At 62.7% G+C, this 13,345-nt stretch carries 11 protein-coding genes; 4 read left to right on the forward strand and 7 right to left on the reverse strand.

Features of this window, described 5'->3' with window-relative positions:
• Positions 1-29 precede the first annotated feature (29 nt).
• The 7 genes from gsiC to ACFIQF_RS00500 form a co-directional block, all read right to left on the reverse strand.
• Positions 30-950 (reverse strand): glutathione ABC transporter permease GsiC, encoded by a 921-nt coding sequence (gsiC, locus tag ACFIQF_RS00470; RefSeq protein ID WP_393939142.1) that lies wholly within the window; start codon positions 948-950, stop codon positions 30-32.
• Between the two features lie 7 nt (positions 951-957).
• On the reverse strand, positions 958-2,490 hold the full coding sequence (gene gsiB, locus ACFIQF_RS00475; RefSeq protein ID WP_393939143.1) for a glutathione ABC transporter substrate-binding protein GsiB: 1,533 nt from the start codon (positions 2,488-2,490) through the stop codon (positions 958-960).
• 84 nt (positions 2,491-2,574) lie between these two features.
• A complete protein-coding gene (locus ACFIQF_RS00480) occupies positions 2,575-4,470 on the reverse strand; it encodes a dipeptide ABC transporter ATP-binding protein (protein ID WP_393939144.1) in 1,896 nt (631 codons plus the stop codon).
• Between the two features lie 503 nt (positions 4,471-4,973).
• Positions 4,974-5,987 carry an isoaspartyl peptidase/L-asparaginase family protein gene (locus ACFIQF_RS00485; RefSeq protein WP_393939145.1) on the reverse strand — a complete coding sequence of 338 codons (1,014 nt, stop codon included), beginning with the start codon at positions 5,985-5,987 and terminating at the stop codon, positions 4,974-4,976.
• Between the two features lie 49 nt (positions 5,988-6,036).
• The gene (locus tag ACFIQF_RS00490) at positions 6,037-6,918 is read right to left on the reverse strand and encodes an alpha/beta fold hydrolase (protein WP_393939147.1); all 882 of its coding nucleotides are present in this window, start codon (positions 6,916-6,918) and stop codon (positions 6,037-6,039) included.
• Between the two features lie 12 nt (positions 6,919-6,930).
• On the reverse strand, positions 6,931-7,392 hold the full coding sequence (gene aroQ, locus ACFIQF_RS00495) for a type II 3-dehydroquinate dehydratase (protein WP_393939150.1): 462 nt from the start codon (positions 7,390-7,392) through the stop codon (positions 6,931-6,933).
• 160 nt (positions 7,393-7,552) lie between these two features.
• Positions 7,553-7,888: a hypothetical protein gene (locus ACFIQF_RS00500; protein WP_393939151.1), complete on the reverse strand. Its 336-nt coding sequence runs from the start codon at positions 7,886-7,888 to the stop codon at positions 7,553-7,555.
• A 163-nt stretch (positions 7,889-8,051) separates the two neighbouring features.
• Between ACFIQF_RS00500 and ACFIQF_RS00505 the strand changes: the two genes are divergently transcribed.
• The 4 genes from ACFIQF_RS00505 (at position 8,052) to ACFIQF_RS00520 (ending at position 13,263) form a co-directional block, all read left to right on the forward strand.
• Positions 8,052-9,872, forward strand: coding sequence for a glutamine--tRNA ligase/YqeY domain fusion protein (locus ACFIQF_RS00505; RefSeq protein ID WP_393939153.1), 1,821 nt, complete (start codon positions 8,052-8,054; stop codon positions 9,870-9,872).
• 245 nt (positions 9,873-10,117) lie between these two features.
• Positions 10,118-11,515 carry a YdgA family protein gene (locus tag ACFIQF_RS00510; protein ID WP_393939154.1) on the forward strand — a complete coding sequence of 466 codons (1,398 nt, stop codon included), beginning with the start codon at positions 10,118-10,120 and terminating at the stop codon, positions 11,513-11,515.
• Between the two features lie 162 nt (positions 11,516-11,677).
• Positions 11,678-12,757, forward strand: coding sequence for an acyltransferase family protein (locus tag ACFIQF_RS00515; RefSeq protein WP_393939155.1), 1,080 nt, complete (start codon positions 11,678-11,680; stop codon positions 12,755-12,757).
• A complete protein-coding gene (locus tag ACFIQF_RS00520) occupies positions 12,754-13,263 on the forward strand; it encodes a dihydrofolate reductase (protein WP_393939156.1) in 510 nt (169 codons plus the stop codon). The genes ACFIQF_RS00515 and ACFIQF_RS00520 overlap by 4 nt, the downstream gene beginning before the upstream one ends.
• The last annotated feature ends 82 nt before the right edge of the window (positions 13,264-13,345 follow it).

Raw genomic sequence — 13,345 nt, forward strand, 5'->3', positions numbered from 1 at the left:
AGCATTTGGATTTGTCATGCCCATGCTCCTTATTTGTAGCGAATGGTGGGGTTGATCCAGGCGTACAGCAGGTCAACCACCAGGTTAATCAGAATGAATTCCAGCGAGAACAGCAGCACCAGCGCCTGGATGATGGGGTAGTCGCGCATCTCCACCGCGTCCACCAGCAGGCGGCCCATGCCGGGCCAGTTGAAGACCACCTCAACGACGATCGAGCCGCCCAGCAAAAAGCCGAACTGCAGGCCCATCATGGTGACCACCGGAATCATGGCGTTGCGCAAGCCGTGCTTGATGACCACAACCGTCTCGGCCAGGCCTTTGGCTCGCGCCGTACGCACGTAGTCTTCTTTCAGAATGTCGATGAACGAGCTGCGCGTGAAGCGCGCCATCACCGCCGCCACGGCCGCGCCCAAGGTGAGGCCGGGCAGGATGTAGTGCTTCCAACTGTCGGCGCCCACGGTGGGCAGCCAGCCGAGTTGCACCGAGAAATACTGCATGAGCAGCATGCCCAGCGCGAACGAGGGGAAGGAGATGCCCGAGACCGCCAAGGTCATGCCCAGGCGGTCGGGCCATTGGTTGCGCCAGACCGCCGAGACAATCCCCAGCAGCATGCCCAGCGCCACCGACCAGACCATGGCCACCACGGTGAGCCAGAAGGTCGGTCCAAAGCGCTCGGCGATCTCTTGCGAGACCGGGCGCTTGGTGCGCACCGATTTGCCAAAATCGCCCTGCAATGCGTTGCTGAAAAAGCGGATGAACTGCTGGTGCATCGGCAGGTCCAGGCCCAGGTCCTTGCGCACCAGCTCGATGGTTTCGGGCCCGGCCTCAGGCCCGGCCGCGAGCCGCGCCGGGTCGCCCGGCAGCATGTGCACAAAGCCGAACACCAGAACCGCGACGATGAGCAGCGTCGGGATCAGCCCCAGCAAGCGTTTTAGCAGGTAGCGATGCATAGGCGGATTACTTCAGATCGAGTTCGGTGAAGTTGAAGTTGCCGTCGGGGATGACGTAGAAGCCCGACAGGTTCTTGGCGCGCACCGACACCAGTTGCTCGGTGTTCAGGAAGATCCAGGGCGCGTCCTTCCAGATGCGTTGCTGCGCATCGGCGTAGATCTTGCCGCGCTCGGTGGAATCCGTCGTCACTAATGCCTTCTTGATGTCGGCATTGACTTCGGGGTTGCTGTAGTAAGCGGTGTTGAAACCGTTGGGCGGCGCGCTTTCGCCAGCCAGCAGCGGACGCATGGCCCAGTCTGCCTCGCCGGTGGACGAGGACCAGCCCACGTAGTACATGCGCACGGCCGCCTTGGCCGGGTCTTGCACCGATTCCACTTCAGCCACGCGCTGGCCGGCTTCCAGTGCACGCACCGTCACCTTCACGCCCACTTGCGCCAGCTGCTGCTGGGCAAACTGGATCACCTTTTGCGCGGTGGAGTGGTTGTAGGCCGACCACAGGGTCGATTCAAAACCATTGGGGTAGCCCGCTTCTTTCAGCAGCGCCTTGGCCTTGGCCACGTCGTACGGCCAAGGGCCCAGCTTGGTGGCAAATTCCACGCCCTTGGGCAGCACGCCTTCGGCAGGAATGGCCGAGCCGGCAAAGGCCACCTTGGACAATGCTTCCTTGTTGATGGCGTAGTTCAGCGCCTCACGCACCTTGGGGTTATCGAAAGGCTTTTGCGTCACATTCATCGAGATGTAGCGGTGAATGATGGACGGTGCCTTGGTGATTTCCAGGCTGGGCTTTTTCTCCAGCGTGGCCACGGCCTCGGGTGGCACCGGGAAGGCGAAGTGCGCCTCGTTGGTCTGCATCATCGAGGCGCGGGTGTTGTTGTCCACCACCGGGCGCCAGGTGATCGAATCGACCTTGGGCAAACCTTGGCGCCAGTAGCCGTCGAACTTGGCCACCTTCATGTAGTCCGAAGGCTTCCACTCGACAAACTTGAACGGGCCGGTGCCCACCGGGTTTTGCACAATCTCTTTGCCAAACTTCTTCAGTGCCGTGGGCGAGATGATGACGCCCGAGGGGTGGGCCAGCGAGTTCACAAACGGTGCAAAGGCTTCCTTCAAGGTCATCTTCACCGTCAGCTCGTCGACCACTTCGGTCTTGGCGATGTTCTTGTACAGGTTGTAGCGCTTGAGCTTGTTGTCCGGGTTGGTGACGCGGTCGAAAGTGGTCTTCACCGCCTCGGCGTTGAAGGGCGTGCCGTCGTGGAACTTGACGCCGCTGCGCAGCTTGAAGGTGTAGACCAGGCCGTCCTTGCTCACCTCGTAACCGGTGGCCAGCACGGGGATCATCTTCATGTCCTTGTCGAAACCGTACAGGCCTTCGTAGAAGGATTTGGCCACGGCCTGCGACAAGGTGTCGTTGGCGTCGTAAGGGTCGGTCGTGGTGAAGGTGGAGGCCACCGCCACCACCACATCCTTGGCCGCATGGGCCGAGAAAGCGGTGCCTGCCAGCAGCATGGCTGCGGCGATCGAAGTTAAACGTCGTTGCATATCAACTCTCCTCTTCAGGTTTTTGCATCTGCTGGTGCGCCACGGTGGCGACCAGACCCCATCAAATCATGCTTGTTATCACGGCTACGCCACTGCGCGATCGGGCGCCGCGTTTTGCGCGCTCGCGGCCGACACATCGGTAGCTACCCAATGGCCCGGCCCCGCTTCGCGCATGGGCAAGACCTTGGGCGGATCGTTCACCGCCCGCACCGGGCTCGGAATCTCGGCCACGTTGAGCGCGTGCTTGCGCCGCTGCGTAGGATCAGCAATCGGCACGGCGGCCATCAGGCGCTTGGTGTAGGCGTGCTGCGGGTTCTCAAACACCGCGCGGCGCGGGCCGATCTCGACGATCTGGCCCAGATACATCACCGCCACACGGTGGCTCACGCGCTCCACCACGGCCATATCGTGCGAAATAAACAAGAAGGCAATGCCGAACTCGGTCTGCAGATCCATCATCAGGTTGATGATCTGGGCACGGATCGACACGTCGAGCGCCGAGACCGCCTCGTCCGCAATCACCACCTTGGGGTTGAGCGCCAAGGCGCGCGCAATCGCAATGCGCTGGCGCTGGCCGCCAGAAAACTCGTGCGGATAACGGTTGGCCGCAGCGGCGGGCAGGCCCACTTTCTCCAGCAGCCATTCCACCTTTTTCTCAGCCTGCTCGCGCGGCAGCAGGTTGTGGATCAGCATGGGCTCCAGAATGCTGTAGCCCACCGTCAACCGCGGGTCGAGCGAGGCAAACGGGTCTTGGAAAATAAACTGGATATCGCGGCGCAGCGCCTGCAGATCAGCGCCTTTGAGCTTGGCAATATCGCGCCCGGCCACTTGCACATCGCCCGACTGAAAATCGATCAGCCGCGCCAGCGCCCGGCCCGTGGTGGATTTGCCGCAACCGGATTCGCCCACCACCGCCAAAGTCTCGCCCGGCTGCAGGCTGAAGCTCACCTGCTCTACCGCATACACCTGGCGCTTGACGCCGCCAAACACACCTTCTTTGATGGGGAAGCGCGTAACCAGCTTGTCGACCGACAACACCGGAGCACCGGGTTTGACCGTATCTTGCGGCGCCACATCCACCATGCCATCTTGGCCCAGCAGAGCAAAGCGCTCGGGCAAATCTTTGCCCTTCATCGCGCCCAGTTGCGGCACTGCGGCCAGCAGCTTGCGCGTGTAAGCCTGCTGCGGGTTGGCGAACAGTTGCGTGCAATCCTGCTCTTCCACCTTGTCGCCGCGGAACATGACCAGCACGCGGTCGGCCACCTCGGCCACCACGCCCATATCGTGGGTGATAAAAATCACGCCCATCGACATCTCGCGCTGCAGCTCCTGGATCAGCGCCAGAATCTGCGCCTGGATCGTCACATCCAGCGCCGTGGTGGGCTCATCGGCAATCAGCAACGAGGGCTTGCAAGACAAGGCCATCGCAATCATCACGCGCTGGCGCATGCCGCCCGACAACTGGTGCGGGTAACGCGTGAGCACATTACGCGCCTCGGGAATGCGCACCAGCTCCATCATGCGCAGCGCCTCGGCCATGGCGGCGCTGCTGGATTTGCCTTGGTGCAGGCGAATCGACTCGGCAATCTGCTCGCCCACGGTGAACACCGGGTTGAGCGAAGTCATCGGCTCCTGGAACACCATGGCCATGTCCGCGCCGCGCACCTTGCGCATCTGTGCATTGCTGGCTTTAGCCAGATCGAGCTCGCCCGCATGGCGGCCGCGCAGCAGCATGGAGCCGCTGTCGATCTTGCCGCCGCCGTTCTCCACCAGGCGCATCAGCGCCAACGAGGTCACCGATTTGCCCGAGCCCGATTCGCCCACCACCGCCAACGTCTGGCCCGCGTGCACATCAAAGCTCAGGTTCTTGACCACCTGCACGCGGCCCTGTTCGGTCTTGAAACTGACCGTCAGATCGCGCACCTGCAGCACGGTCGGCGCTGCAGCAGGCTCGGCAGAAAGGCGGGCTGGGTCGGACATAGTTTGACTGGTTGTGCCTGGGCCGGCTGGTCGGCACAGGGCAGGAATAAAAGCGCCACCGCAGCAAAGACGGCGATCAATTGACACTGTCTGCGCTTTGGCTAGGCAGATGGCAAAAGCGCATTCACCTTGGCGACAGCTCATGCATTGTAGAAAGCAGTTAACGCAAGTTAACGTCAAAACACCTCGGTGTTTCTACCTAGGCCCTTTCCTCATTTCGACGCAACATCCAGCACAAAGCACCCGGAAAACGCAAGAATCCGTCATTTTTGCGCACGGACATGCAGCAGGCCTGCAATAGCCGCCGCAACACATCTGAGCGGCTATGGGCAGCAGCTTCGTGGCCCGGCCCGGTTGTGCAAACAAACTACAGCAACGCAAATGGCGGGAGAGATGCCATCCAGCGTCCTGCCACACACCGCATGCATCTCTCAAACACAGCCCAGCCCCGGGCGGGGCTGCCGGGACTCATCGGTGAAAAGACATCACCACTGGCCAGCATCTCAAGCCGCAGCCAACACCTCGTTGGCATAAATCGCCACCAAGGCATCGCCGCTCACGCCAATGCGGCCGCGGTACATGCCTTCGGAGTTGAAGCTCAGCGAGACTTCGCCGCTGGAGCCTACGGCGATCAGGCCTCCGTCACCACCCAGGGGCGGCAGCACGCGCTGCACCACGGCTTCGGCCGCGTCGCTGACGCGGGCGCCAAGCAGCTCGATTCGGGCGGCCACCGAATGCGCAGCCGTGCCACGGATAAACGCCTCGCCCGCGCCCGTGCAAGAGACAGCCACCACGCCGTTCTTGGCGTAGGTGCCAGCGCCGACCACAGGCGAATCGCCAACGCGGCCAGGCCGTTTGTTGGTGAGGCCGCCGGTGGAAGTGGCGGCGGCCAGGTTACCGTGCAAGTCGAGCACCACGGCGCCTACGGTGCCCATCTTCTTGCGTTCGTCGAGCGGTGCGCCTTCTTGGGCGGTCAGGCTTTGGGCGGTGTGGTCGAGCGCCACGGTTTCGCTGCCGCTGGCCAGCGCGGCCGCTTGCACGGTGCGCAACTGGGCCAGGCGGTGCTCGGTGGAGAACCAATCCTTGGCCACCATTTCACAGCCCTGCTTTTGCGCAAACTGCTCGGCGGCAGCGCCGATCATGAAGACCGGGCCGCCCGCTTCCATCAAGGCTTTGGCGGCGATGACCGGGTTGCGCACGGTGCTGACGCCGGCGATTGAGCCGCAGGCCAGATCGCGGCCGCGCATGACGCAGGCGTCCATCTCATGCGTGGCATCGGCGGTGAAAACAGCGCCGCGCCCGGCGTTGAACAGCGGGCATTCTTCCAGCAGACGCACCGCTTCTACCGCCACTTCTTCAGCCGGCGCACCGGCGGCGAGTTTGCGCTGCGCGCCCAGCAATACGTCGCGCAAAGCAGCGCGGTAGGCTTGTTGCTGCTCGGGCGTGATGGACGAGCGCGTGATGGTGCCAGCACCGCCGTGGATGGCGATAACGGGAGTGAATGCGGGTTTGGTCATGGCTGGTATCGGTTAGGGCCAAGAGCTACGGGCTCCAAGCCGGTGGTTGTCAGGCCTGCAGCACGCGCTGCAAAGCCGCCGAGAAGGCATCGGCCTGCTCGTACTGCACCCAGTGGCCGCTGTCGGGCACCAGCACAAAATCGAGCAGTTGCGGTGTGACGGCGCGGAACTTGTCGCCCAGTGCGCCGATATAGGTTTTGTACAGCGCATCATGCGCGCCGTAAATAGCGGCCACCGGCACCTGAATCTGCGGCAGCGATTGCGCCAGCACATCGGTGCCCGAGGCGCGGCGGCGCGGCATGCGGTCGCGCAGCACATTGTGCTCGTGCAGGGCCAGCGCTTCGTTGTCGATTTTGGCCGTGTCCCACAGCATCAGCGCGCCAAGGTTGTAGCGGTGAATGTCGCGCTGGCGATCTACATCAGGCAGATGGCGCCAGCCACGCAGAGTGAACTGCTTGCTAGGCACCACGCCCATGGCCGGCGCACCCACCACCACCAGGCGCTCGGCCACATCGGGGTGGGCAGCGGCCAGCAGGCCGGCCGTCATGCCGCCAAATGAGAAGCCCACCAACTGGCAGGGCAACAAGCCCAGCTGCTGCATGCCTTGGTAAAGCGGCTCAACCATGGCGTCGGCATCAAAACCATCGGGCGGCGCGGCTGAATCGCCAAAACCCGGCAGATCGGGCAGCCATAGCTCGTAGCCAGCGGCCAGCAGCACGCCGATATTGCGCAACCAGTGCGTCCAGCTGCCACTGCCGCCGTGCAGCATGACCAGCGGCAGCTCGCCCGCTTTGCGCTGGCCCCAGCGGTGCCAGACCAGCTCGCCATCGCCGCAAGGCGTGGTGTAGCGTGTGGCGCTGGCCAGCAATTGGGCATGCTGCGGCGGCATGGGCAAGGCCTGCACGCCGCTGTTATCAAAACCTTCGCTCATGCGGCGCTACTTTCAGGCAGATTGTGCAAGCAGTACCTGAGCCACCGCGTCGATGGCAATGCTGTAGCCTTGCACGCCCAGGCCGCAGATCACGGCCTTGGCGACTGGCGCTATATAAGAATGGTGGCGGAAGGCTTCGCGAGCATGGACGTTGCTGATATGCAGCTCGATCACCGGCAGATCGGCGCCCTTGATCGCATCCATCAGCGCCACGCTGGTGTGCGTATAAGCGGCGGCATTAAGCACCACGCCGGCCAGCTGGCCATCGCGCTTGAACTGACCGGCTTCATGCAGCCAATCTATTAACGCGCCCTCATGGTTGCTTTGGTGAAAGCGCAGCGCCAACTGCTTGCGCTCGGCAGCCTGGGTGCAGATTTTCTCGACATCTTGCAAGGTATGCGCGCCATAAATGGCGGGCTCGCGCAGGCCCAGCAGGTTGAGGTTCGGACCGTTCAAGACAAAAACTGTTTTCATGCAGGCTCCACAAGCAGACTTTGCTATGGATTATCAGAGCAAAAAGCGCCGCCTTCATGGCCCGACGCGACAAGCCGGCACGCAAAAAAGCCCTGGTAAAAACCAGGGCTCTTGGCGTGCGGCCTGTTACAACTGGTGCAAGCAGGCGGCCGCTACCAGATCAGTAACGGTAATAACCGCGATCTCGGTGGTGGTGGCGATAGTGGCCGGGAGGCGGTCCGTAGTAAACGGGCGCTGGGGCTGGGCGGTACACCGGTGCCGGGCGGTACACCACGGCGGGAGGCGGTGGCGCGTAATACACGGGGGCCGGTGCCACATACACGGGCTGGGGCGGCACGTAGACCGGGGCGGGCGCCACGTAAACCGGTGCCGGCACATTGACCCCCACCGACCAGGAAACGCGGCTGGCGTGTGCAGCGCCGGACACCAGGCCCAGGCCGGCCAGCGCCGCGGCGGCTACCCAGCGTGAGCACTGTTTCAGCATCGAATGCGTCATATGGTTCTCCTTATAGGGCTACAAGCCCGCAAGTTTGTCACTGCACCCTTCAACGCACGAGGGTTGGCAAAAGATACCAAAGCCAGTGCAAATAGTGGTTTCAAACCAGGATTTCCTGTTGCAAACCGTAAACATCAGGGTACTCCCGTAGAATACACCCTCTATGAATGCACCTGCCTCGAGCGCTTCGCACAACGGTAGTGACGAAGTGGTCAAACCCACCAATTTTTTACGACAAATCATCGAGTCCGATCTCGACAAGGGCAGCTACGCTGGCCGCCATTGGGGCGGCTCGCCGGGCGATGCCCAGCACCACCAGCAAGGCCAGGTGGACGAGGCCAGGATTCGCACGCGCTTCCCGCCCGAGCCCAACGGCTACCTGCACGTGGGCCACGCCAAGTCGATCTGCCTGAACTTCGGTCTGGCACGCGATTTTGGCGGCGTCTGCCATCTGCGCTTTGACGACACCAACCCCGAGAAGGAAGACCAGGAATACGTGGACAGCATCATCGATGCCGTCAAGTGGCTGGGCTTTGACTGGAAGGACGCCGACGGCCACGAGAACCTGTACTACGCCAGCAACTACTTCGACTTCATGTACCGCGCCGCGGTCTACCTGATCGAGCAAGGCCTGGCGTATGTGGACGAGCAATCGGCCGAAGAGATGAAGGCCAACCGCGGCGATTTCACCCGCCCCGGCGTGAACAGCCCGTTCCGTGATCGCTCGGTGGCGGAGAACCTCGCTCGCTTTGCCGACATGAAAGACGGCAAGCTGCCCGACGGCGCTGCCGTGCTGCGCGCCAAGATCGACATGGCCGCGCCCAACATCAACCTGCGCGATCCGGCCATCTACCGCGTGCGCCACGCCGAGCACCACAACACCGGCAACCAGTGGTGCATCTACCCGATGTACACCTTCGCGCACCCGATTGAGGACGCGTACGAGCACATCACCCACTCCATCTGCACGCTGGAGTTCGAGGACCAGCGCCCGTTCTACGACTGGCTGCTTGACCACCTGCGCGCCGGCGGCCTGATCGATGCGCCGCAACCACGCCAGTACGAGTTCTCGCGCCTGAACCTGACGTACGTGATCACCAGCAAGCGCAAGCTCAAGCACCTGGTCGACAACAACTTTGTCACCGGTTGGGACGACCCGCGCATGCCCACCGTGGTCGGCCTGCGTCGCCGTGGCTATACGCCCGCCTCGATCCGCAATTTCTGCGAACGCATTGGCGTGACCAAAGACTACGCCTGGATTGACTACGGCACCCTGGACGGCTGCCTGCGCGAAGACCTGGAAAACCAGGCCCACCGCGCCATGGTCGTGCTCGACCCGGTGAAGCTGGAGCTGACCAACTGGGCCGAAGTGTTTGGCAACGCCGACCATCTGGAGCCCTGCCACCTGCCCGCCCTGCCCCACCATGGTGATGAGCCCGCTACCGCACCTGACCGCCAATTCACCATTGGCCGCGAGGTGTGGATTGAGCGCGAAGACTTCGCCGAAGTGCCACCCAAGGGCTACAAGCGCCTGTTCCCCGGCAACAAAGTGCGCCTCAAGGGCGGCTATGTGATCGAGTGCACCGGCGCCGAAAAGGACGCGGACGGCAATATCACCAAGGTGCTCGCCACCGTGGTGCCCGACACCAAGAGCGGCACCCCCGGCGCCGACAGCGTGAAGGTGAAAGCCGCCATCACCTGGGTAGGCGTAGCCGACGGCCTGCAAGCCGAAGTACGCATGTACGACCGCCTGTTCACCGACCCGCAGCCTGACGCTGGCGGCAAGGACTTCCTGACCCTGCTGAACCCCGACAGCCTGAAGGTGGTGACCGCCTACGTCGAGCCTTCGCTGAAAGCCGCCCAAGCGGACGACAAGTACCAGTTCGAGCGCTTCGGCTACTTTGTCGCCGACCGCAAAGACCACCAGGCCGACAAGCCCGTGTTCAACAAGATCACCGGCCTGAAGGATTCCTGGGGCAAGTAAAACAGCCACAGCCGACGCTGCAGCTTGCGGCATCGGCTTGAGACGTTTGAGACAAAAGGGGCGCTCCTGATGGGGCGCCCCTTTTGCTTTGCGGGCTGTATAGCCTCGCAGGCGGTCTTTTGCACGGCGTGGATCTTTCCCAAATCCGCCTGCAACACCTGCTGGCGCAAATCCAAATCCACCAATCGCTGCGGTGCAGCAAAAATCCCCTACCATTGCTGCCACAAACCACCAGAGGGGAACACATGAAGAAGTTGGGAATCGGCATTGCTGCCGCTGTCGTCGTTTTGTTGGCTGGCGGCGCGGGCACCAGTTATGTCATGGGCGGCAAAGTGCAAGAGGGCTTTGAAGCCACCGCCAAAGACTGGAGCAAGCCGCCGCTGGCCATCCAGGTACAGAGCTACGAGCGCGGTCTTTTCTCGTCGACTGCAAAGACGATGTGGACTGTCAACACGGGCGACGAGCAGCTGCAATTTACCGCTACCCACGCCATCTCGCACGGTCCCTGGCCGCGTGGCCATGCGGCCGAGATCGCTACCCGCTTTGCCTTCAGCCCCGATGCGCCGCCCGAGCTGATCAGCCTGTACAAAGACAAAACCCCGCTGAAATGGAACACCCAGGTGGGCTGGGGCAAGACCTCGCAACACCAGCTCAGCTCGCCCGCAGTGGCCGGCCAGTTTGAGAAGGACAAGCTGAGCTTTGGTGGGCTGACGGCGGATTTCGAAATGTCCGCCGATCTCAAGGGCATGAAAGGCCAGGCCGCCCTGCCTTTGCTGCAGATCGAATCGACCGTGGCATCGGCCGACGAGCTGGACGATGCGGACGCAGGCGAAGCCATCAACGTAGTCATCAAGGGCAACACCATGCGCTTTGATGTGAACCAGCCCGCGGGCCAGGAGTTCATGGTGGGCAACGTGAAATGGGTACTGGCAGATTTCAACTCCCAGCCCAAGTTTGGCGGCGAGCCCGTGCAGTTCAGCGGCCTGAGCATGGATATCGACACCAAGCTCGAAGGCGAAGTGGTCAACACCGCCATCAACACCGGCATCCAACAGCTCACGCTGCCCAAGCGGAAGATCAGCGACATCGCAGTAGACCTGGGCTTGCGCAACCTCGATGCCGGCTGGCTCAACCAGTTCACCAAGCATTCGCAGCAAGCCCAGGGCAACCCGCAAGCCATGCAGGCCTTGCTGCTGGGCGGCATGCAACAGTTGCTAGCACGCAAGCCGGTGCTGGAACTCAAGCGCGCCAGTTGGCGCAGCGAAGAAGGGCAAAGCGAGCTGTCGGCCGCCGTGTCTTACCAAGGCGATGGCAGCCAGGGCCTGAACCCTGCCACCGATATCCAGGCCAACGCCAAACTGGCCATGCCCAAACCGGTGCTGCAAGCGCTGTTCAGCAGCCGCGTGCGCGACGCCATCATTGCCGACAACGAGGGCGATGAAGACTACGAGCCTCAAGCGCTGGCCGACATGGTGCAAGAAGACGTGCAAGGCCGCATCAGCCTGCTGCTGCAATCGGGCGTGCTGCAAGAGCAAGACGGCAAAGTATCGACCCAGCTCGAATACACCGGCGGCGAGGTCAAGGCCAACGGCAAAGTGCTCGACCAGGAAGGCCTGATGGGCTTGATGGCCGCCATGCCCTAAGCGGCACACCGCAAGCGCCAACCTCAGCCGGCCTGCAGTGCAAAACTGCAGGCCTTTTGATTGCTGGCGCCACAGCTTGCCTGCAGCGCATTTGGCGCAGCCTCGGCAGCCCAACCGCTATGATTTGGGCGCAATCGTTTTTCGCCAAAGACCGCCCATTCCATGATTCAGACCATTCAACTGCTGCGCTTTGTGGCCGCGCTGTGGGTAGCCGTGTTCCACGCGCAGCACTGGGGCTATTTCCCGCAGATGCCGGGCTGGTTGCGGGCGGTGGCGGCTGGCGGCTATGCGGGGGTGGACATTTTCTTTGTCATCAGTGGCGCCATCATGGCGCTCAGCACCTACAACAGCCGGCAAGGCCCGCGCAGCGCCGGGCAGTTTGTGCTGACCCGCTTTGCACGCATATACACCGGCTGGTGGCCGGTCATGGCTGTCAGCGTTGCGGCCTTGTCAGCTTTGGCCCTGCTGCCAGCGCAAACCAATCTGTTGGCCTCGGCCTTGCTTTACCCGAGCAATTTCAGCCTGCACATCAGCAACGTGATCTGGACCTTGGTGTACGAGCTGTATTTCTACTTGCTGGTCGGCGCCAGCCTGCTGCTGCCACGGCCTTGGCGCGTGCGTGCCATGGCTGCGCTGGCGGCCACCATGCTGGTGTGGGTGCTGTATTGCTGGGCGTTGGGCCGGTATGAGCCCAGCGCGTTTGGCCAGGCAACGCTGCTGCTGTGGTTTTTTGCAGCGCCGCTGGTGCTGGAGTTTTTTGCCGGCTACCTGCTGTTTCACTGGCTGCAGCGCCACCCGCAGCATCACTGGGCACCTTGGCTGCTGGCCGCTGCCGGGCTGGCTAGCGCAGCCGTGTATGTAGCCTGGTTCCACAGCCCCAACGCGCCAGGCATGGCCGGCTTCTTCCACTGGCCGGAGCGCGCTTTGTGGGCGGGCTCGGCCGCCACCGCCTTGCTGGGCGCGGCCTTGCTGGCACCTGCGCCCCAGTGGCGCAGCCTGCAGTGGCTGGCACGGCTGGGCGATTACTCGTTTGCCATTTACCTGATCCACCCGCTGCTTCTGGTGCTGGCAGCGCGCGGTTTACAAGCGCTGGGCTGGCAACACCAACCCAGCATGCCGGCCACACTGGGCGTGCTGCTGCTTTTGGTGGCCTTGTCCGCGCTGTACTATCACGCGATCGAACACCCTCTCTACCAAGCCTGCCGGCGCCTTATTGCGCGCGGGCTGGCCGCAAAAACATGACTGCTCCGCTGATCCAACTGATTTACGCCCGCGCCGCCAATGGCGTGATCGGCAACAACAACCAACTGCCTTGGCACCTGCCCGAGGACATGGCTTTCTTCAAGCAAAAAACCGCCGGCAGCACCGTCGTCATGGGCCGCAAGACCTGGGACTCACTGCCGGCCCGCTTTCGCCCGCTGCCTGGCCGCCACAACGTGGTGGTCACGCGCCAGGCAGGCTGGCAGCCCGAGCCGGCGTCCGCGCAGGTCAGCGTGGCCAGTACCATTGAAGGCGCACTGGATACCGCCCGCGCCCTTGGCAAACCAGTGTGGGTGATGGGCGGTGCGCAAATCTACGCCCAGTCCTTGCCGCTGGCCGACGAAGTTTGGGTGACCGAGATTGCGCAAGATTTTGCGGGCGATGCCTATGCGCCCAGCCTTGGCCCCGAGTGGCAAGAGGCGTCGCGCCAAGCGCACACCAGCAGCAATGGCCTGCCGTTCAGCTTTGTTTGCTATCGGCGCGGCTAAGCCCGGCCGCCATGCATTGCGCCAAAACAATGCCAGCGCTGCACCTGGGAGTGGGCGCCAACAAAGTTTGCATAATAGGCGC

The organism is Comamonas trifloxystrobinivorans, assembly GCF_043359985.1.
In the GTDB taxonomy this organism is placed as follows: Bacteria; Pseudomonadota; Gammaproteobacteria; order Burkholderiales; family Burkholderiaceae_C; genus Comamonas; species Comamonas trifloxystrobinivorans.